15 protein-coding genes, 8 tRNA genes and 3 rRNA genes are annotated in these 21,171 nt (G+C 44.2%); 23 read left to right on the forward strand and 3 right to left on the reverse strand.

Going from position 1 to position 21,171, the window contains the following annotated elements; all coding sequences use genetic code 11:
- Positions 1–7: 7 nt before the first annotated feature.
- Positions 8–943, reverse strand: a complete 936-nt coding sequence (locus V6984_RS00495; RefSeq protein ID WP_342756820.1) for an IS481 family transposase — start codon at positions 941–943, stop codon at positions 8–10.
- A gap of 264 nt (positions 944–1,207) precedes the next feature.
- Here V6984_RS00495 and V6984_RS00500 point away from each other — a divergent pair.
- Together V6984_RS00500 and V6984_RS00505 are read left to right on the forward strand one after the other, a co-directional pair.
- Positions 1,208–1,295 (forward strand) — tRNA-Ser (locus V6984_RS00500).
- Positions 1,296–1,468: 173 nt separating this feature from the next.
- Positions 1,469–2,068 carry a DUF6273 domain-containing protein gene (locus V6984_RS00505; protein WP_342757880.1) on the forward strand — a complete coding sequence of 200 codons (600 nt, stop codon included), beginning with the start codon at positions 1,469–1,471 and terminating at the stop codon, positions 2,066–2,068.
- A gap of 27 nt (positions 2,069–2,095) precedes the next feature.
- Here V6984_RS00505 and V6984_RS00510 read toward each other — a convergent pair whose 3' ends face one another.
- A complete protein-coding gene (locus V6984_RS00510) occupies positions 2,096–2,710 on the reverse strand; it encodes an HDIG domain-containing metalloprotein (protein ID WP_342757881.1) in 615 nt (204 codons plus the stop codon).
- A gap of 351 nt (positions 2,711–3,061) precedes the next feature.
- Here V6984_RS00510 and V6984_RS00515 point away from each other — a divergent pair, with 351 nt between their 5' ends.
- The 12 genes from V6984_RS00515 to V6984_RS00570 all read left to right on the forward strand — a co-directional run bounded on the left by V6984_RS00515 (position 3,062) and on the right by V6984_RS00570 (position 11,347).
- Entirely contained in the window at positions 3,062–3,535 is a 474-nt protein-coding gene (locus V6984_RS00515; protein WP_342757882.1) for a YbhB/YbcL family Raf kinase inhibitor-like protein, read from the forward strand.
- A 212-nt stretch (positions 3,536–3,747) separates the two neighbouring features.
- Complete coding sequence (locus tag V6984_RS00520; RefSeq protein WP_342757883.1) at positions 3,748–4,293, forward strand: putative immunity protein; 546 nt, start codon at positions 3,748–3,750, stop codon at positions 4,291–4,293.
- An 889-nt stretch (positions 4,294–5,182) separates the two neighbouring features.
- Positions 5,183–6,714 (forward strand): 16S ribosomal RNA (locus V6984_RS00525).
- 282 nt (positions 6,715–6,996) lie between these two features.
- Positions 6,997–7,114 (forward strand): 5S ribosomal RNA (gene rrf, locus V6984_RS00530).
- A gap of 372 nt (positions 7,115–7,486) precedes the next feature.
- Positions 7,487–10,405: ribosomal RNA gene (locus V6984_RS00535) — 23S ribosomal RNA — on the forward strand.
- The 16S, 23S and 5S rRNA genes sit together here with 7 tRNA genes alongside, the layout of an rRNA operon.
- Before the next feature lie 210 nt (positions 10,406–10,615).
- Positions 10,616–10,689, forward strand: a tRNA-Asp gene (locus V6984_RS00540).
- Between the two features lie 23 nt (positions 10,690–10,712).
- Positions 10,713–10,785 (forward strand) — tRNA-Val (locus V6984_RS00545).
- Between the two features lie 4 nt (positions 10,786–10,789).
- Positions 10,790–10,862 (forward strand) — tRNA-Thr (locus V6984_RS00550).
- 52 nt (positions 10,863–10,914) lie between these two features.
- Positions 10,915–10,996: transfer RNA gene (locus V6984_RS00555), tRNA-Tyr, on the forward strand.
- A 60-nt stretch (positions 10,997–11,056) separates the two neighbouring features.
- Positions 11,057–11,130, forward strand: a tRNA-Met gene (locus tag V6984_RS00560).
- 6 nt (positions 11,131–11,136) lie between these two features.
- A tRNA-Phe gene (locus V6984_RS00565) sits at positions 11,137–11,209 on the forward strand.
- 65 nt (positions 11,210–11,274) lie between these two features.
- A tRNA-Lys gene (locus V6984_RS00570) sits at positions 11,275–11,347 on the forward strand.
- 50 nt (positions 11,348–11,397) lie between these two features.
- On the opposite strand, the gene V6984_RS00575 is transcribed toward V6984_RS00570, so the two are convergent.
- Positions 11,398–12,102 carry a lysophospholipid acyltransferase family protein gene (locus V6984_RS00575; protein ID WP_342757884.1) on the reverse strand — a complete coding sequence of 235 codons (705 nt, stop codon included), beginning with the start codon at positions 12,100–12,102 and terminating at the stop codon, positions 11,398–11,400.
- Positions 12,103–12,361: 259 nt separating this feature from the next.
- Here V6984_RS00575 and V6984_RS00580 point away from each other — a divergent pair, with 259 nt between their 5' ends.
- From V6984_RS00580 to V6984_RS00620, 9 genes are all read left to right on the forward strand, one after another.
- Complete coding sequence (locus V6984_RS00580; RefSeq protein WP_342757885.1) at positions 12,362–13,540, forward strand: serine hydrolase domain-containing protein; 1,179 nt, start codon at positions 12,362–12,364, stop codon at positions 13,538–13,540.
- A 457-nt stretch (positions 13,541–13,997) separates the two neighbouring features.
- Positions 13,998–14,675 carry an AzlC family ABC transporter permease gene (locus V6984_RS00585; RefSeq protein ID WP_342757886.1) on the forward strand — a complete coding sequence of 226 codons (678 nt, stop codon included), beginning with the start codon at positions 13,998–14,000 and terminating at the stop codon, positions 14,673–14,675.
- A 22-nt stretch (positions 14,676–14,697) separates the two neighbouring features.
- The gene (locus V6984_RS00590) at positions 14,698–15,027 is read left to right on the forward strand and encodes a branched-chain amino acid transporter permease (RefSeq protein WP_342757887.1); all 330 of its coding nucleotides are present in this window, start codon (positions 14,698–14,700) and stop codon (positions 15,025–15,027) included.
- A gap of 32 nt (positions 15,028–15,059) precedes the next feature.
- Entirely contained in the window at positions 15,060–16,454 is a 1,395-nt protein-coding gene (locus V6984_RS00595; RefSeq protein WP_342757888.1) for a L,D-transpeptidase family protein, read from the forward strand.
- Between the two features lie 55 nt (positions 16,455–16,509).
- Positions 16,510–17,097 (forward strand): HD domain-containing protein, encoded by a 588-nt coding sequence (locus V6984_RS00600; RefSeq protein ID WP_342757889.1) that lies wholly within the window; start codon positions 16,510–16,512, stop codon positions 17,095–17,097.
- Between the two features lie 67 nt (positions 17,098–17,164).
- A complete protein-coding gene (locus tag V6984_RS00605) occupies positions 17,165–18,634 on the forward strand; it encodes an aminotransferase class I/II-fold pyridoxal phosphate-dependent enzyme (RefSeq protein ID WP_342757890.1) in 1,470 nt (489 codons plus the stop codon).
- Positions 18,635–18,641: 7 nt separating this feature from the next.
- The gene (gene pyk, locus V6984_RS00610) at positions 18,642–20,051 is read left to right on the forward strand and encodes a pyruvate kinase (RefSeq protein ID WP_342757891.1); all 1,410 of its coding nucleotides are present in this window, start codon (positions 18,642–18,644) and stop codon (positions 20,049–20,051) included.
- A 7-nt stretch (positions 20,052–20,058) separates the two neighbouring features.
- The gene (locus tag V6984_RS00615) at positions 20,059–20,646 is read left to right on the forward strand and encodes a guanylate kinase (RefSeq protein WP_342757892.1); all 588 of its coding nucleotides are present in this window, start codon (positions 20,059–20,061) and stop codon (positions 20,644–20,646) included.
- Positions 20,647–20,672: 26 nt separating this feature from the next.
- Positions 20,673–21,113, forward strand: coding sequence for a YaaR family protein (locus tag V6984_RS00620; protein ID WP_342757893.1), 441 nt, complete (start codon positions 20,673–20,675; stop codon positions 21,111–21,113).
- The last annotated feature ends 58 nt before the right edge of the window (positions 21,114–21,171 follow it).

A 21,171-nucleotide genomic window follows, 5' to 3' on the forward strand; every position in this document is an offset into this window, starting at 1 on the left:
ACATATGTTACAGTGACCGTAAATAATTCTTTAATATCTCTGCGGGAGATTTCCATCCAAGGGGCCTCATGGGAAAGCGGTTATAATCCCTTGTGTTATAGATCTTTAACTGTCTGCCAAAGTCCTCCAATGAGTAGAATCGATGGGTGGCATAAAAGCGTTCATTGTCTTTTCTGTGGCTGCGCTCTACCTTCCCATTATGTCTTGGAGTGAAGGGACGGATCAACTTATGACGGATGCCATGCTGCTGTAGCCTTACCTGAAAAAGAGTCGGTTTATCGCAACCACCATAAGAAGCAAACCGCTTGGTGAATTCCTGCCCATTATCGGTCTGCACACACTCGATGGGTAAGGGAAATGCTTTGATCAGGTGCTCCAAAAACTGTGAGGAAGAATAAGAACTGTGTTCTTCAAAGGCTTCCACGAAACGCCATCGGGAGAATTCATCGATGGCTGTGTATTGATAAAAACGCTTCCCTTTGGCATCACCTGTCAGGCAGACAGAAGGGACAAATTTGACGTCGATCTGGATGCGCTGTCCGGGATAGCTCATGGCTTCGTAAGGCTTAGGGATGTACTTGGGATTTGGAGGTCTTCGTGCCAGAATGCCCTGTTTTCTCAGGAAGCGATAGAGTCCGGGGATGGAGCGGGAGTATCCCCGCTGCATGAGCTTGACCCAAAGGACGACCAGTCCGGCATCTGGATTGCGTCTGCGCATATCCGAAATGAGCTTCCTTTCGGCATCGGTATGCTGGTTGGGGTGATGGTGAGGTTTTCTGGAACGGTCCCTAAGGGATTCGATAGAACCATCAAAACGACGTTTCCAACGATAAATATACTGTCTGTTGGTCTTATATCTGACAGCGGCCTTGGAGACACCATACTTATCCGCGTAATGAATGAGAGATAGACGATACCTCATATCCTGTGTTATACTAGCCATGCGAGAATACGCTCCTTTGTGTAGGTTTTTGTTGTGGTGACTTAAATATAACACAAAAAGGTATTCTCGCTTTTTATTATTTAGTTTTGTAACATATGTATTGTAATCCTATATAATATAAAAAAAGAAATGGAATTATATTATTGACAAACAAAATTCCCTTAGGTATAATAACATTTGCGTTATCATTAAACGCGGAATTTAATATCCGATAAACGTGAATAGTTTTTGATAAGAGATTTCACGTGATTTGGTTCAGGCTATGGAGAAATACTCAAGAGGCTGAAGAGGCGCCCCTGCTAAGGGTGTAGGTCGCTCACGCGGCGCGAGGGTTCAAATCCCTCTTTCTCCGTTAAAGAAACGGGCGAATTTCGATAAGAAATTTGTCCGTCTCTTTTTATTTATATCATTTTAGTTCCATGAAGTATGTTTGGGAAGGGTAATTTCCGAATTAGTATAACGCCAGGCACTTATTATGGCATTAATGAGAGTAAAGATTATTTATATCAAATACGGGAGGTATACATGCAGGCGGGAGATAGAATAATATTTGACCGATACGAATGGCGCGTGCTTGATGTAAAAAGCAATGCGGCTTTGATTATAACCGAAGATATAGTAGAAAAACGCCCTTACCATGATAGTTATAAAGATATAACATGGGCTGACTGTGAATTAAGAAAATATCTTAACGGTGAATTTCATGATAAATTTATGGAAGTCAGTAAATCAAGAATCCTTACAGTGACAAATAAAAATTCGGATAATCCGTGGTTTGGTACAAATGGTGGAGAAGATACACAAGATAGCATATTTTTATTAGACATTGAAGATGTGGTATGCAGATATTTCGGAGACAGCAGCGAAAAATTGCGAAATCGAAGCAAAAAGCAAAATTATTGGTTTCAAAACAAAGACGAAAACAACAGTAAGCGAATCGCAAAGTTTAAGGGGTATGACTACTGGTGGTGGCTACGGTCGCCCGGTCGCATTGATAGGGTTGCCGCGTATATCCACGGTAGCCCGGGCGGCTGCGTAGGTATCAATGGCAACAGTGTCTTCTTCCGTAGCTTTGGCCCGGAACGCGACGGTGGTGTACGCCCCGCTTTGTGGATGAGTTTGTAGCTTTTATTCGGCTAATAAGTATTTTCTTTATTCATTCTCCATAGTTTCCAGCATAGAATAAAATCTCCGATATTCCTCCATAACCTTATTACGGTTAGCAGCCTCCCGGCCTAATCGGTCACAATACCCTAATAATGCTATATCATTAATATCAACGCTTGAAATCAACCCCTTTTTATCACTAAACGGGAGGTCTTTTAAAATATAAAGCATATGCATGTGATATTTAACCAACATACATACCTTTACAATGAAATCTTGTTCAGATGTAACCGCCTCCAGAAATTCTTTTGATAAGTCAGCTCCTACGCTATCGTGATTGTAGGCAGTAATCTTTTCCCCTTTTATTCTGGTGGTATCTGGTTTCCCTATATCATGCAGCAAGACTGCCCACATGAATGCCTTTGGATCACTGCTGTTTTCTCTCACTGCGGCAGCTTCATCCAATACCAGCATCGTATGATTCCAGACATTTCCCTCGGGATGGTGGATTTTTGATTGTTCAGTGTCCTTTAACCTCCTTAACATGGAAAAGGGCCATTGCTTGAAATCCTCTGAATTAAATAACCGGTTTAGATAATCAGAAGGTTTTTCGCTAAGTATTAAGTATTCTGTTATGGTATTAAATAATTCATTTCCCATTTCCATAATTGCATGTCCTTATTTTTTATTTTAATATATTTTTCTGTAAAGGTGATCGATATAGACTTCTTGGTGTAAATCAATATATATTTATAAAAAATATAAGCATACTCCCATCATTATAAGTAATGCCCCAAATATCGTATTCTTACTTATCTGCTATAATTTTCTCAATATTGCAATTCAGTAAGTATGTTGGTAATTTCATTGTACTTGATAGCGCCGTTTGGTATAATAAATTAATGTTGAGAAATGCCTGTCCACGTAATTAGGAATAGGAATGATAATGGTTAACCGTGCGTAGGTTTTCAGTGCCGGTTTTTGTTTATAGTAATAATGGAGAACATTCGTATGAAAACATTAAGAATCAAGAGTAATGCGTTCAATGACGGTATGTGGATACCTGTTAAGTACTCTGCTCGTGGAGAAGATTTATCTCCAGATTTTGAAATAAGCGGTATTGCTCCGAATGCAAAATCTATTGCAATCACTTTCGATGATGCATCGCATCCGATTTTTCCAAACTATAACCATTGGGTAATATGGAATATTCCCATACGCGAGATTATTCCGGAAGGGATACCTTCTGGTAAATTTGTGGACAGTTTAGGCGGAGCTGTACAGGGAGTTGCCTATGGAAGAAACAGATATAAAGGTCCCAAACCACCGCTTAAGTCTATCCATACATATGTGTTTACTGTTTATATTTTGGACAGCAAGCTAGATTTAGCTGCAAGCTGCAGAAAACGAGATCTTATTGCAAATATCAACGGACATATTTTGCAGGAAGCTACTCTTTCAGGGAAATTTCAAAGCCGTCGTTAATCGAGCATAAATGCAAAATTACTAAATTCTACTTTATGGGCTAGATTCCGGATTCTCCGTTTGATAATAAAAATCTTTTATGAACTATTTCTCCAGAAAAACAGACAAATTTGTCTGTTTCTTTTTGTTTTTCGATAAACTATAATTGAAAAAGGCTGATTATTTATTGAGCGTATAGATAGATAACAATTCATCTGCCAAAGGAGAAAGATATGAATTGGATTAACGAAGTGCAAAACAGGGTTAACAGAAAAAATCAGGTTCTTTTTGCTAAAGACAATGAATTTTTGGCCGATTTAGGAGCATTGATTCAAGAACAAAATCATCGGACAATGGTCTTATGGGCGTTTGAATTTGCCGATGAAACTGTTCAGAAGATGTTTGAACATTATCCAAACGAAAAGCGACTCGAATCTGCTGTGCTGACCTCAAAAGACTGGGCTTCCGGTAAAGTAAAAATGCCCGTGGCGAAGCGTGCGATTTTGCAGGCTCACGCAGTGGCAAAGGAAATAGACTCTCTTGAAGATATAGCGTTATGCCATGCCATTGGACAAGCCTGCGGCGTAGTTCATGCAAATGGACATGCTATTGGATTTCCAATCTATGATTTAACAGCGATAATTAGACACTATGGCATACCAGAATGCAAGCGGATTGTTGAGGACCGTAAGCAACAATATATTAAGCGAATATATTATTGGCGAGAGCACCATAAAGATTATCTGTATGAATGGGCAGATTTTATGATGACAGATTGATTCTGCAATTTGAGTAATTATTTTATACTATTAGATAGACGAAAGGTGAACGGATGGACACGATAAACTGCATCCCAAAAGCAATTTACTTTATTGAAGATCATAGTGTGTGGTTCATCTCTTGGTGAGTAGAATATATACGTCGCCGGGCATCTGCAGGAATTGCTATAATATATAGAAACTATAGATACAAAGATTATGGACGTTGCATTCAGGTCCGGATATGAATAGCTGGGAGGTTATCCTATACACTTATCCGTTTTCAAGATTTATCTCCTATAATAACCTAATCATAAAAATATAAAATATATGTAAAAAAGATATTGACTTTTGCCAATATTTTGGGTACACTAACGAAGCACTGCAAGGAAGAACTTAAAATCCGGTTGTATAAAAGCGGGTTTTGAAGATTGAAAATTCCTTAGCCTTATAGATATAGTCAGATTTGTTTGAAAAATTGATGAAATTGATTGAAAATATAGGTTGACATATATAAGCAAGCAGTGATATAATAAAAATCCACCGTTGAGAGATGGCGGACAAGTTCATAAAAAATAATTAAAAAAAGTATTGACTTAGCTAACCGCATATGATATTATATCAAAGTTGCGTCTGAGCGAAAGACAAAACAAAGATTAGAAATTATGAACCGATGAACCTTGACAAATAAACAGTAATGCAACCCTGAAAATTCTTAAATGAGAGCATGCCCCGGAAGGGGAACATGCAGTATCATGAATGAAAATTCAGAGAACGGCATCCGAAAGGATGCAACCTAAAAAACAGTAAAAGTCGTAACGGGAAGAGGAAGCTCGTAAAGAGCGGGAAAGCCCGGAATGACTACGGGAAAAGATTAGCCAAAGTTAATCTTGGATCGGAGAGAACTTTTGAACATGAGAGTTTGATCCTGGCTCAGGATGAACGCTGGCGGCGTGCCTAACACATGCAAGTCGAACGGAGTAATTAAGCGGAAGTCTTCGGATGGAAGCTTAGGTACTTAGTGGCGGACGGGTGAGTAACGCGTGGGCAACCTGCCCTGTACCGGGGGATAACACTTAGAAATAGGTGCTAATACCGCATAAGCGCACGGTCTCGCATGAGACAGTGTGAAAAACTCCGGTGGTACAGGATGGACCCGCGTCTGATTAGCTAGTTGGTGGGGTAGAGGCCTACCAAGGCGACGATCAGTAGCCGGCCTGAGAGGGTGACCGGCCACATTGGGACTGAGACACGGCCCAAACTCCTACGGGAGGCAGCAGTGGGGAATATTGCACAATGGGGGAAACCCTGATGCAGCGACGCCGCGTGAGTGAAGAAGTATTTCGGTATGTAAAGCTCTATCAGCAGGGAAGAAAATGACGGTACCTGACTAAGAAGCCCCGGCTAACTACGTGCCAGCAGCCGCGGTAATACGTAGGGGGCAAGCGTTATCCGGATTTACTGGGTGTAAAGGGAGCGTAGACGGCAGGGCAAGTCTGAAGTGAAAGCCCGGGGCTCAACCCCGGGACTGCTTTGGAAACTGTCCGGCTGGAGTGCAGGAGAGGTAAGTGGAATTCCTAGTGTAGCGGTGAAATGCGTAGATATTAGGAGGAACACCAGTGGCGAAGGCGGCTTACTGGACTGTAACTGACGTTGAGGCTCGAAAGCGTGGGGAGCAAACAGGATTAGATACCCTGGTAGTCCACGCCGTAAACGATGATTACTAGGTGTCGGGGGTTATTAAACCTTCGGTGCCGCAGCAAACGCAATAAGTAATCCACCTGGGGAGTACGTTCGCAAGAATGAAACTCAAAGGAATTGACGGGGACCCGCACAAGCGGTGGAGCATGTGGTTTAATTCGAAGCAACGCGAAGAACCTTACCAAGTCTTGACATCCTGGTGACGTAGGAGTAACATCCTATTCCCTTCGGGGCACCAGAGACAGGTGGTGCATGGTTGTCGTCAGCTCGTGTCGTGAGATGTTGGGTTAAGTCCCGCAACGAGCGCAACCCTTATCTTTAGTAGCCAGCAGTAAGATGGGAACTCTAGAGAGACTGCCGGGGATAACCCGGAGGAAGGTGGGGATGACGTCAAATCATCATGCCCCTTATGATTTGGGCTACACACGTGCTACAATGGCGTGAACAGAGGGAAGCGAAGGGGTGACCTGGAGCAAATCCCAAAAAACACGTCTCAGTTCGGATTGTAGTCTGCAACTCGACTACATGAAGCTGGAATCGCTAGTAATCGCGAATCAGAATGTCGCGGTGAATACGTTCCCGGGTCTTGTACACACCGCCCGTCACACCATGGGAGTCGGAAATGCCCGAAGTCTGTGACCTAACCCGCAAGGGGAGGAGCAGCCGAAGGCAGGTCTGATAACTGGGGTGAAGTCGTAACAAGGTAGCCGTATCGGAAGGTGCGGCTGGATCACCTCCTTTCTAAGGAAGAAGAAGTAGGGGTTGTATTACTGTTTAGCTGTTAAGGAAAGGTATTGCCTGTTAAAAAGACAGGGAATAGCAAAGAAGGAACATGTGGAAAGGGTTCGCCCTGAGAGATGTGTACCTTCTGGAAGGATTGCACCTCGAGGCATAGCCTCTCGGCCGCGTCGAAGACGCTAATAAATGTAAGAAAAAAAGTCTGGGAAAACGAGTTCTCCCATCCGTTTGTCCTTACATTTGCAATCCCGATCTGATTTTAATCAGATTCATTAACGCGAAGATTCTGGTGGCGATGCGCTTAGGGGAGACACCCGTTCTCATCCCGAACACGAAGGTTAAGACTTAAGCGGCCGATGGTACTATGCTGGAGACGGCATGGGAGAGCAGGTGGCTGCCAGATTCCTTATGTAAATAAAGCCGTAAGGCTTTCATATATAAATATAAAATGCGAAAGCGTTTTGTAGCTGGTTTTACCAGTGATTAAAGATTAAAATACTATTATTTTGGTTTTTAATGACTGATAAAACAGTCAAGTGTCATAATAGACAAATTTGCACCTTGAAAACCGAATACCGAAAAACAATCAAGTATCAAAGACATCCGAGGTCCATCCGAAAGGATGGGCAACAAGTGAAGGACACTTGTAAAAGTGAAGGACACTTGTATTTATAAATGTTAGAGACAAAAGTCTGACGAAAGTCAGTCGCTGAACGAGCGAAAGCTCGCAGACAGCAGACCAGCCTGCGTTCCTCACGCTAGAGGGACGAGAACAGGTTAAGCAAGAAAGAGCACAGGGTGGATGCCTTGGCACTGAGAGCCGAAGAAAGACGTGATAAGCTGCGAAAAGCTGCGGGGAGGAGCAAATATCCTATGATCCGCAGATATCTGAATGGGGAGACCCACATAAGAAGACCTTATGTATCCTTGCGTGAATCCATAGCGTAAGGAAGGGAACCCGGTGAACTGAAACATCTAAGTAGCCGGAGGAGAAGAAAACAACAGTGATTTCCGAAGTAGCGGCGAGCGAACCGGAAGGAGCCCAAACCGGAGTGCGTGCACTCCGGGGTTCGGACCGCATCAACTGATTCAGGAAAGGTAACGGAATGGTCCTGGAAAGACCAGCCAGAGAGGGTGAGAGCCCCGTACGTGAAACCAGACCAGACAGAGCGGTATCCAGAGTACCACGAGACACGAGAAACCTTGTGGGAAAGAGCGGGGACCACCCCGTAAGGCTAAATACTCCTCAGTGACCGATAGCGCATAGTACTGTGAAGGAAAGGTGAAAAGGACCCCGGGAGGGGAGTGAAAGAGAACCTGAAACCCTGTGTTTACAAGCTGTGGGACCACGTTAAGGTGGGACCGCGTACTTTTTGTAGAACGGTCCGGCGAGTTGTGCATACTGGCAAGGTTAAGCACTTAAGGTGTGGAGCCGAAGGGAAACCGAGCCTTAATAGGGCGCAAAACCAACTATGTTGGTTGAGTCAGTATGTGCAGACCCGAAACCGGGTGATCTATCCATGTCCAGGTTGAAGTTGCCGTAAAAGGCAATGGAGGACCGAACGCACATCCGTTGAAAAGGGTGGCGATGAGGTGTGGATAGGGGAGAAATTCCAATCGAACCCGGAGATAGCTGGTTCTCCTCGAAATAGCTTTAGGGCTAGCCTCATAAAGAGTCTTGCGGAGGTAGAGCACTGAATACCCTAGGGGGCGTCAAAGCTTACCGAAGGTTATCAAACTCCGAATGCCGTGAAGATGTTATATGGGAGTCAGACTGCACGAGATAAGTTGGGCAGTCAAAAGGGAAAGAGCCCAGACCTACAGCTAAGGTCCCAAAGTGCGTGTTAAGTGGAAAAGGATGTGGGATTTCAAAGACAACTAGGATGTTGGCTCAGAAGCAGCCACACATTCAAAGAGTGCGTAATAGCTCACTAGTCGAGAGGTCCTGCGCCGAAAATGTCCGGGGCTGAAACACGACACCGAAGCTTAGGAATCATACATTCGTATGATTGGTAGAGGAGCATTGCTGATGCAGGGAAGCGGTACCGTAAGGAGCCGTGGAGCGTCAGGAAGAGAGAATGCCGGAATGAGTAGCGAGAAAGAGGTGAGAATCCTCTTGGCCGAATATCCAAGGATTCCAGAGTAAAGCTGATCTGCTCTGGGTAAGTCGGGGCCTAAGGCGAGGCAGAAATGCGTAGCCGATGGACAACAGGTGGAGATTCCTGTACTGCATAATGACAGAACTGTAGGGACGCATGTGGAGCGCATGAGCCGGGAAAGGAAAGACCGGTGCAAGCGAGGTAGGAGAGGAAGAGGCAAATCCCTTTCTCAATCCAAAGGCGTGAAGCGGAGCGAAATAAAGTAGCGAAGCATGCAAGCCATGTGCCAAGAAAAGCTGCTATTGTTCATTATGTACCCGTACCGTAAACCGACACAGGTGGATGAGGAGAGAATCCTAAGGCCGGCGGGAGAAGCATTGTCAAGGAACTCGGCAAAATGACCCCGTAACTTCGGGAGAAGGGGTGCCCCAGAAATGGGGCCGCAGAGAATAGGCTCAAGCAACTGTTTAGCAAAAACACAGGTCTATGCAAAACCGAAAGGTGAAGTATATGGGCTGACGCCTGCCCGGTGCTGGAAGGTTAAGAGGAGAGGTCAGGGCAACCGAAGCCTTGAATTTAAGCCCCAGTAAACGGCGGCCGTAACTATAACGGTCCTAAGGTAGCGAAATTCCTTGTCGGGTAAGTTCCGACCCGCACGAAAGGCGTAATGATTTGAGCGCTGTCTCGACAATGCACCCGGTGAAATTGAAGTACCAGTGAAGATGCTGGTTACCTGCGCCAGGACGGAAAGACCCCATGGAGCTTTACTCCAGCTTGATACTGGGATTCGATGCTGTATGTACAGGATAGGTGGGAGGCAATGAAGTGGAGACGCCAGTCTCCATGGAGCCAATGTTGGGATACCACCCTTGCAGTATTGGATTTCTAACCGAGGGCCATGAATCTGGTCCCGGGACAATGTCTGGCGGGGAGTTTGACTGGGGCGGTCGCCTCCGAAAGGGTATCGGAGGCGCTCAAAGGTTCCCTCAGAATGGTCGGAAACCATTCGCAGAGTGCAAAGGCATAAGGGAGCTTGACTGCGACACCGACGGGTGGAGCAGGTAGGAAACTAGGACTTAGTGATCCGGTGGTATAACGTGGGATTGCCATCGCTCAACGGATAAAAGCTACCCTGGGGATAACAGGCTTATCACTCCCAAGAGTTCACATCGACGGAGTGGTTTGGCACCTCGATGTCGGCTCATCGCATCCTGGGGCTGTAGTAGGTCCCAAGGGTTGGGCTGTTCGCCCATTAAAGCGGTACGCGAGCTGGGTTCAGAACGTCGTGAGACAGTTCGGTCCCTATCCGGCGCAGGCGTAGGATATCTGAGAGGAGCTGTCCTTAGTACGAGAGGACCGGGATGGACGGACCGCTGGTGTATCTGTTAGGTACCAGACCTATGGCAGAGTAGCCAAGTCCGGCAGGGATAAACGCTGAAGGCATCTAAGCGTGAAGCCCCCCTCAAGATGAGATATCCCATACAAAGCTTGCTTTGTATTAAGACCCCTTGGAGAGTACGAGGTAGATAGGCTTAAGGTGGAAGCGCAGCAATGCGTGTAGCTGATAAGTACTAATCGGTCGAGGGCTTATCCTTGTAAGGCTGGTTAATGAGTAAAGAACACTCATAATGAGTAATGAGTAAAAGACACTCATAAGACGCTCATAAGAGACAGGAAAGAAACGGATGGAAGAGATAGGAGAGAGTGACAGGTGAACAACACCTGTAGTAGGTAGATTTCCGAAAGGGAAGAAGCCTGTTGGTATTCGGTTTTGAGGGTGCAAACGTTTATGTTTGTACTATTGTGGCCTGGTGGCTCAGTTGGTTAGAGCGCCGCCCTGTCACGGCGGAGGTCGTGGGTTCGAGTCCCATCCGGGTCGTTAGAATTGTATATTGTTTTTAGGGGATCTTAGCTCAGCTGGGAGAGCATCTGCCTTACAAGCAGAGGGTCATAGGTTCGAGCCCTATAGGTCCCATTTTGCCGATGTGGCTCAATTGGCAGAGCAGCTGATTTGTAATCAGCAGGTTATCGGTTCGAGTCCGATCATCGGCTGTTGATAGGAGCTCAACGAAAGACTTCTGTCAATGTAATGAATATTTAATATGGATGGATTCCCGAGTGGCCAAAGGGGACAGACTGTAAATCTGCTGCAAATTGCTTCGGTGGTTCGAATCCACCTCCATCCATTTGGTATAAAAATACCAAGTGATTGCATATAATTATACAATCAATGATTAATTGAATAACGCGGGGTGGAGCAGTCTGGAAGCTCGTCGGGCTCATAACCCGAAGGTCATAGGTTCAAATCCTGTCCCCGCTATTTAGTGCCCAGATAGCTCAGTTGGTAGAGCAGAGGACTGAAAATCCTCGTGTCGCTGGTTCGATTCCGGCTCTGGGCATCATTTTTTCGAGTTGTGGACAAGCTTAATAAGTACTGTGTAGTTTGGGTTTAAAATATAGAAATGGGATATTAGCTCAGTTGGTAGAGCACTTGACTTTTAATCAAGTTGTCCGGGGTTCGAATCCCCGATGTCTCACTTTAGAAGACTGGTTCGAACAAGAGGAGTTCGGATACAGTCTTTTTGGTTTATGTTATATCATCATAAAAACCTCTATATTCTTTTGGCAAAAGCTCAGCAATTCTCATCATAATATAATTTAAACAATTGGTTTCCCAGTGCTCCTTGGTCTCATCATCACTTTTTGGGGGCAGATGGAAGACTTTACCTATTTTTATATTTATATCAGCATCATGAAATACTTCTTGACTCATGTCTTCTTTTATAGGCATAAATCTCTCCGTACCCCAAATACCTATTGGTACTATTGGAGCATCGGTAAGCTTTGCAAATAGCAAGATTCCTTTTTTTCCTTCAAGCATCTTCCCTGTTCTGCTCCGTGTTCCTTCAGGAAATATTAAAATGCTGTTACCCTCTTTTATGACACCAATGACTTTTTTGATTGCATCTTTATCAGGTGAATTCGGCAATATTGGTATTGACCTGACAATTTTAAAACCTAAATTAGTCAGAGAATTAGATTCTAGCTTTTTTCCAGCTATAAAGATGATTTTCTCTTTTTCCAGAACTTTATTCAATAATAATCCATCAGAATTACTTAAATGATTACATATAAATAAATATGGTCTTTTAAAATCACAGTTTAAGTTTTCAAGACCTGCTACATCTAATCTTGCATGTTTTTTCATCTCAAAATCAACATAAAACCTGACAAATTCGATTATTAAAGGTTCAGGCAACAAATTAACAAATTTCAATAATAACTTATTCATTTAAATATTAATCCCTTCATATATATTTCTTCATAGTTTTCACACTATCACTATTCAACTGCGCATTATATTACTCTGATGAACTTCTAATAGATTGGTATATTTATTTTACATCATAATTCTAAATCATACCATTTAATTAAGTTTTTTGCTATTCATAATTTTTCAGGTTCTATAGGTCTAATTTATACGGTAGTCGGTATTTCTTCTTATGGTATAATGTTTTTAGTAATCGGCAACGAATAGGAGAGTGGTATTTATGAAAACATTAAGTGGAAAATTAGAACAGCTGTTACTCCGGGCTGTGGATAATGAGGAAATCGCCGGAGCAAATATACTGATACTGAAAGAGGGAAAAGAAATTGCATATGCACAGGCAGGCTATGCAGACAGAGCAGAGAAAAAGTTTTATGAGAGGGACACGATAGCAAGGCTTTATTCCATGACAAAGCCTGTGACTGCTGCAGCGGCAATGCTTTTGATGGAGCGAGGGCTCTTGGATCCGGGCGGTTTTGTGGAGGACTTTTTGCCGGGCTTTCACAATGCGTCCGTTGCAGAAGGGAAGGGAAGAACTCCGGCAAGGCGTCCGATGCGAATCTGCGAGTTGCTGAATATGACTTCAGGACTGGTTTATGGCGGCGATACAACAAGCATCAGTTCCATAGAAACGGAGAAGCTGTTCCATAAAGTCAGTGAAAGGCTGTTAGGGAAGGATGCTCTTACTACAGTGGAAATTGCCAATTCCCTGGGGCTTGTGCCGCTGGCTTTCCATCCGGGGGATTCATGGCAGTATGGAGCCTCTGCAGACGTGCTTGGTGCTGTTATCGAGATAATAAGCGGAGTGCCCTTCGGTGAATTTCTAAAAAAAGAATTCTTTGAACCTCTGGGAATGAAGGACACTGCATTTCATGTACCGCAGGAAAAGCAGGAGAGGTTGGCCAAGGTATATGAAAGAACTCCGGACGGACTGATTTTGTATGCAGACAGTCATCTGGGGGTTCCTAATGCAATGGCACAACCGCCGGCTTTTGAATCGGGCGGAGCAGGTCTGGTATCCACCCTGGATGACTATGAAAAATTTGCATCGATGCTTCTAGCCGAGGGCAGCTATGCAGGCGGACAGATTATCAAGCCACAGACCGTACGTTATATGACGCAGGCAGAATTGCTGCCGTGGCAGCAAGACGTTCTGGAGCAGGGATGGGAGGGATTGAGTGGACATACATATGCGAATCTTTTGCGCATTGTGACACAGCCAGGAAAGGCTTGTATGATGACAACAAAAGGGGAATACGGCTGGGACGGCTGGCTTGGCGCATATTTCGCGAACAGCCCGAAGGATAAACTGACAATGCTGCTTACCTTCCAGCTTAAGGATGCGGGAACAACATCACTGACTAGACGGTTGAAAAATACTGTTTGGAGTGAGCTTTGCTGATACGATAGGGATGGGAACTAAGCTATGTTGTGAATATTATCGACTGTTCAAAAGAAGCAGTTTTTCTTCAGAATTGTCCTATTGCCATTTCCTTGAAACATAGAGTGAATGGGTATCAGTTAAGGGCTTTTAATACTTCAGCTGATACCCATTCATTTATGGTATACTCATCCAATCTGCATGTTTTCACAATAAAGCGAATCCCATAATGGCACCGAAACGAACTCTCTTTTATGCAAGTCTTCGAAACTCAGTATCTTTATATCATATAGATAACCGTCAACATTGCTATTTCCAGTGTGAAAGGAATCGTTTTTATCTTGGCTACCTGCATATTCCAACATTGATTAATTGCCCTATTAATGATACAATGAAATGAATTTTGAGGTGATTTTCAGTGGAAAGAGATAAAAGAACATCCTGTATACAATATGCATTCAGGCATTCGATTCCTGTTATGCTCGGTTATATATTTTTAGGTATAGCGTTTGGGCTGATGCTGCAAGACGCGGGATATCATTTTATGTGGGCATTTGCGATCAGTGTGGTCGTTTATGCGGGAAGCATGCAGTTTGTAATGGTTACGCTGCTTTCCGGAGGCGCAAGCCTTTTTTATACGGCAATCATGACGTTATTCATTAACGGCAGACATATCTTTTATGGTTTTTCTTTTATCGAAAAATACCGTAGTATGGGAAAAGTATACCCCTATATGGTGTTTTCTTTGACGGATGAAACATATTCCGTGCTGTGCAGGACCAAGGTTCCCCCCGAAATGAACGAAAAGAAAGTAATGTTTCTTATTTCTTTCTTCAACCAATGCTATTGGATTGCGGGCTCAGTAATCGGCGGACTGGCAGGACAACTCATCACCTTTGACTCAACGGGAATTGATTTTTCCATGACCGCTTTGTTCGTAGCGATTGTGGTGGAGCAGTGGCGGGAAAGCAAATCTCATATTCCAGCAACCGCAGGCTTTTTGATGTCCCTGCTGTTTTTATTCGTATTCGGGGCTGACAGGTTTATCCTTCCGTCTCTTCTTATGTCCGTTATCATCTTGATTGCGGCAAGAAAACATCTGGACGGTAAAGAGGCACAGATGCAGGATGCATCCTGTATCCGAACGGAAGAATAGAAAGAAAGGTGAGATTATTCATATGGACGTTATACATTCGGTTGCAATTATTGCGGTAGTGTCGGCCTGCACGATCTTGATACGCGCTGTTCCGTTTCTTTTGTTCGGTGGCAACAGGCAGGTGCCCGAGACCATACATTATTTAGGGAAATTTCTTCCCGAAGCGATTATGGCTACCTTGGTTATATATTGTCTGCGAAATATCGAAATTATGGAAGGGACGCATGGATTTCCAGAGTTGATTTCCGTTGCACTTGTGGCAATTTTACATTTATGGAAAAAAAATATACTGATTTCGGTAGGTTTGGGAACAATATGTTATATGGTGCTTATTCAAATGATATTCACATAAAATAGAGAGACAAATGATAGGGGAGAAGGGACATGGAAAGGAGAAAAAAGTCATTATGGAAGAAAATTGCAGCTACTGTGGTGATTGTGAGCGTTATACTGATAGCGGCTACATATGCCGGTTTTTCTCTGTTTTTTGAAGATCACTATTATTATCATACAAAAATAAATGGAGACGATTACAGTTATAAGACACCGGTGGAGGCAGAGGCCATCATGTACCAAGAGTTTCAGAAATATTCTCTTGAGATTCAGGGAAGAGAGGGAATGTATGATACAATTCTGCCGGCTGAGATAGATATGGAATACATATTCGACGATTCTCTTATAAACATAAAGAGAGAGCAGAGTCCTCTGCTGTGGATTTTAGGATTTTTTAAGGAATATTCCTATGACATACCGCAATTAGTAGAATATAATGAAGAAATACTGGACGAAAAGATAGACGGTCTTACCTTTTTTAAAACGGAGAACATCAGGGCGCCCAGCGACGCTTATCTCACATATTCCTCAGAGGGAAAATGCTATATCGTTGTGGACAGCAGCCCGGGAACGGACATAGTAAAGGAGAAGACGGCACAAGTAATCAAAGAAGCGATAAACAGAATGGAGTTCTCGGTGGACCTCGATGAAAAAGATTGCTACCGGTATGCAGAGGTGAATGCGGACGATAAAACACTAAATGAGCTGGCTGTTCAGGCTAATAAATACATTTCAGCCAATATTATTTATAACTGGAATGGAAGCGATGTAGTGGTGGATGGAGATGTAATAAGCGGATGGATTGTCATAACGAAGGATTCGGCAACCCTGGACGAAGAGAAGATAAGGGAATTCGTGACAGAGCAGGCTGAGCTGTATGATACCTACGGGAAGAACCGCATATTTCATACTACGGACGGCCGGGAAATCGAATTGAAAAGCGGTGCATATGGCTGGAAGACCGATAAGGAGGCCGAAATAGAAACATTGACCGCGGCTGTGAAAAATGGGGAAACTCAGAGCCGGGAGCCGGCATACAGCTATACGGCAGCAGCGCCCGGACAGCAGGACATCGGAAACAGCTATGTGGAAATCGATTTGAGCAACCAACACCTGTATTTGTATGTGGAAAGTGCTATTATTGTAGAAAGCGATTTTGTTTCAGGAAATGCGTCCAGAGGCTGGAATACGCCTGCAGGAGTCTACGGTCTGACCTACAAGGCCAGGAATGCGGTTCTTCGGGGAGAGGGATATGAGACGCCCGTGAACTATTGGATGCCTTTTAACGGAAATATCGGAATGCACGACGCCACATGGCGCGGCTCTTTCGGCGGGCAGATATACGAGACTAACGGTTCTCACGGTTGTATAAATCTTCCACTAGAAAATGCAAAAATAATTTACGAATATATATATACCGGATTCCCAGTTGTATGTTATTATTAATTAGTAATTCGATATAAAGGCTTGTAAAATCAAGAAAGCTGAGATTGAATGCGAGATGAGAGACACAGTGAAAAAAAGTGAAAAGAAAAGAGAGAAGCTGCAGGAAGCTTTTCATAAGCAAAAAGAATTGAACAATCTGCTGAAGCAGCACGGTGGGGACATTCTGGATTCCGACAACTTCAAGAAGACAAACGAGCATATCCAGCATGGAAATATGAGCGTGAATAACCATTGTATCAATGTTGCCAAATACAGCCTAGCCATCAGTAAAAAGCTGAGAATTAATTGCAGCCAAAGAGAACTGGTACGGGGAGCTTTGCTTCACGATTATTTTCTTTACGACTGGCACGACAAGCAAAGGGAGAACAGAAAGCGGCTGCACGGCTTCTACCATCCGGGAATAGCGCTTAGGAATGCTTCAAGAGAATATAAGCTTACTCCCAGAGAAAGGGATATTATCAAGAAGCATATGTGGCCGCTTACAGTAGTTCCGCCCCAGTGCCGCGAGGCGTGGATAGTGACTACTGCGGATAAATACTGCTCCCTTTTGGAGACGATACGCTTGCATCGGGGAGACGGGAAGCAGTATTGGGAAAGAAGAGCGCCAAAGCTCGGTATCAAAGTGAAAGTGCAATATCAATGAGTGAAGAACACTCACAATGAGTAAACAACACTCATAATAAGTACGGAACACCCGTAAGGATAAAAGATTGAGCGATTTATTTGAACAACTTGAAAAATACAGAGATTCTGACTATTACCCCTTTCACATGCCGGGGCATAAGAGAAATGCTGTAGGAAAGTGTGGCCGCGCCTTGGAGGCGGCATACGGAATCGATATTACGGAAATAGACGGATTCGACAACCTGCATCAACCGCAGGGAATTTTACGAAAAGCACAGCAGGAGGCGGCGAAGCTTTATGGCGCGGAAGAGACATTCTTCCTCGTAAATGGAAGCACTTGCGGGATACTCAGCGCAATTTTCGCAGTGACACAAAGGGGAGACCGGCTTTTAGTGGCGAGGAACTGTCACAAGTCGGTGTATTATGCTGTTTATCTGCAGGAGCTTCAGGTGTCCTATTTATATCCTGACATAGTGAAAAAGTACAACATTGCGGACGCAGTAGCTCCCGAGAGCGTGGAAAGGCTCTTGGAGGAACAGCCGGATATAGCGGCGGTAATTATTACCTCTCCCACCTATGAAGGAGTGGTATCCGACATCGGGAAAATTGCCGATATAACACATAGATATGGAAAGCCCCTGATTGTAGACGAGGCCCACGGAGCACATTTCGGTTTTCATGAAGCCTTCCCGGAAAATGCGGTAAGGCAGGGTGCTGACATAGTGATACACAGCGTTCATAAGACGCTGCCCGCCATGACACAGACAGCTCTTTTGCATGTAAATGGGAAACTGGTGAACAGAGAGCGTCTTAAGAGGTATCTCAAGGCATTCCAGACCAGCAGCCCTTCCTATGTCCTTATGGCTTCTATCGATTCATGTATGAATTTGATGAAAACGAAAGGACGGCAGCTTTTAGAACAGTTGTTGGATTACCGCGACAGTTTCATAAAAGAGATTGCGGGATGCAGATATTTGGAGATTATGGACATGCAGAGAATTCCTGACTGCCGTATGCAGGTCATGGATCCCACGAAGGTAGTGATTTCCATAAAGAACGGAGAATTGACGGGGCAGCAGCTCTACGATATTCTAAGAGAGAAGTATCACCTCCAGCTGGAGATGGCGGCAGACGGCTATGTTTTGGCAATGCTTTCTCCGATAGACAGACAGGAGGGCCTGGAACGGCTTGCGAAGGCTTTATTGGAAATCGATAACGAAATAACGGCGTCTGTTGCGGATATACAGGAGGAAAGGGTTTTGGCTCCTCTGGAAATAATGATGTCTATTGCAAAAGCGATTGCGTTATCCGACGAAAAAGGGTATCATTATATACCGGTTCGGGAAGCGCAGGGCAGGACGTCCGCCGAATTTATTAACTTATATCCTCCGGGAGTTCCAATTGTGGTGCCCGGAGAAAAAATAGAGGGCGGTACGGTGGAAGCGATCGATTCATATCTCCGCGCAGGATTGCATGTACAAGGCGCGCAGGATGGAATGCTTAAGGTACTGGAAAGTGTTAACGAATCAAAGAAAAAGTTGAATAAAAGGAGATAAATGTAACATGAGAAAAACTAAAATAATTTGCACGATAGGACCTTCCAGCGAGAGCGAAAAAAAATTGAAAGAGTTGATGTTAGCAGGCATGAACGTTGCCCGTTTTAACTTTTCCCATGGAACGCATAAGCAACATAAGGAGAAATTAGCCAGAGTAATAAGATTAAGCGAGGAACTGAAGCTTCCGGTAGCCACGCTTTTGGATACAAAGGGCCCGGAAATCCGCCTTTGCGATTTCAAGGACGGCAGAACGGAGCTCGTAACCGGACAACTATTTGCCCTAACCACCGAGGATGTGCTGGGAGATTCCAAGAGAGCTTCCATTACATATAAGAACTTGAAAAAGGACGTTTCTGTCGGTATGTCTATCTTGATCGACGATGGCCTGATTGAAATGACAGTAACCGATATTAAGGGTGAGGACATAATCTGTACCGTAGTAAACGGCGGTCCGGTCTCCAATCATAAGGGGGTCAACGTACCTAACGCCATTTTGTCCATGCCTTATATCAGTGACACCGACAGGGCGGATATCATTTTCGGATGTGAGGTTGGTTATGATTTTATTGCAGCTTCCTTTGTCAGATCAAAAGAAGATGTATTAGAAATAAGAAAGATTTTGGACGAGCACCACAGTACGATGAAGGTTATTTCCAAAATAGAAAATATGCAGGGAATTCAGAACTTAGAAGAGATTCTGTCAGTGTCTGACGGTATTATGGTAGCCAGAGGCGATATGGGCGTTGAGGTACCTATCGAGGAGGTTCCCGTATTGCAGAAGCGGATGATTAAAATGGCCGTGGCACAGGGCAAGCACGTAATTACAGCGACGCAGATGCTGGAATCCATGATCAAGAATCCCAGGCCTACCCGTGCGGAGACCACGGACATCGCCAACGCTATTTATGACGGAACTACAGCAATCATGCTTTCCGGAGAAACCGCTGCAGGTTTATATCCGGTAGAAGCGGTAAAGACCATGGCAAGAATTGCAGAGCGTACGGAAAAAGACATTGATTATGATTCCCGGATGAGAAGAAACAGGTGTGAAAACCCTGATATCACCACAGCGATTTCCCACGCTACATGCACTACTGCCTCCGAATTGAATGCATCGGCCATTATCACAGTAACGATGTCGGGCTTTACGGCAGGCATGATTTCCAGATATAAGCCGAAATGCCCGGTTATCGCATGCGCAGTAAATCCGAGAGTGTGCAGACAGCTCAATCTGTCATGGGGTGTGATTCCCGTATTGATCCAAAAAGAGGAAAAAGCGGACGATTTGTTCGAAGAAGCTACCCATGCCGTAGAAAGAGCGGGCTATGTGAAGAGGGGAGACATTGTCGTGCTTACCGCAGGAGTGCCGCTGGGTATTTCGGGCAGGACAAATATGATTCGCGTCATCGAGGTATAAAATTTCAATGGGTAAATTTATCTGTTTTATGGGGAAAAGTTCTACGGGGAAGGATACAATTTTTCAAAAGATTCTGGAGGATAAGGAATTGGGCCTTAAAACCCTTGTTCCTTATACCACCCGGCCTATCCGCGGAGGAGAAGTAAACGGTGTGGAATACTTTTTTACCGATGAAGAGGGTTACCGTAAGTTATCGAGGGACAGAAAGATCATAGAGGAGAGAACCTATGATACGTATTATGGTCCGTGGCGTTATTTTACGGTGGATGACGGAAAAATTGACTTAAAGCATCAAAACTATGCAGTGATAGGAACGCTGGAGGCTTATAACAAGCTGTGCGAGTTTTTGGGGAAGGATAATATTGTTCCGGTACTCATAGAGGTGGACGACGGAGTCAGACTTGCCAGAGCTCTTGAACGGGAAAAAAAGCAGGAGAATCCGGGTTATGAGGAGTTGTGCCGCAGATACCTTGCAGACTGTGAAGATTTCAGCGAAGAGAAGGTAAAGGAAGCGGGCATAGACAGGCGCTTTTACAACGACGATTTGGAACGCTGCTTAAAAGAGATTAAAGAGTACATCGAGGAAATACTATAAGCAAATGCTTACGTAAGGAGGCAGATATGGATATAAAAGTAAATCAGGTTATGAATCCGGTTCCGGCAGAGCCGGTGGAAAAACAGCAGTCTGCGGACGGTACTTTTAAGTTTACTCTTGTCAGCCATATCGAGGAGAAAGAACTGCAGGCAAGACTTACCTCTCTTATGGAGGAGATTACCATGCAGGGCGATAAGCTTTCCAAGCGGCGCGATGTAAAGGATATGAAGAAGTACCGCGGTCTGATTAAAGAGTTTATGAATGAGGTAGTCAGTCATTCACATTCTTTTACAAGAGAGAACTTTTTGGACAAGCGGGGACGTCACCGGGTATACGGTATCATACGCTTAATCGATGAGAAACTGGATGAGTTGGCGCAGGAGCTGGTAAAAGAGGAAAAGGACAATCTGAGTATCCTGAGTAAAATCGGTGAAATCAGGGGATTACTTTTGGATATATTTACTTGATGCAGTATTTTTTAAAAAAGCTATAATTAAAATAGACATTGTGATAAAACGGAGGTTC

The sequence above is a fragment of the Kineothrix sp. IPX-CK genome (assembly GCF_039134705.1).
GTDB lineage: Bacteria > Bacillota > Clostridia > Lachnospirales > Lachnospiraceae > Kineothrix > Kineothrix sedimenti.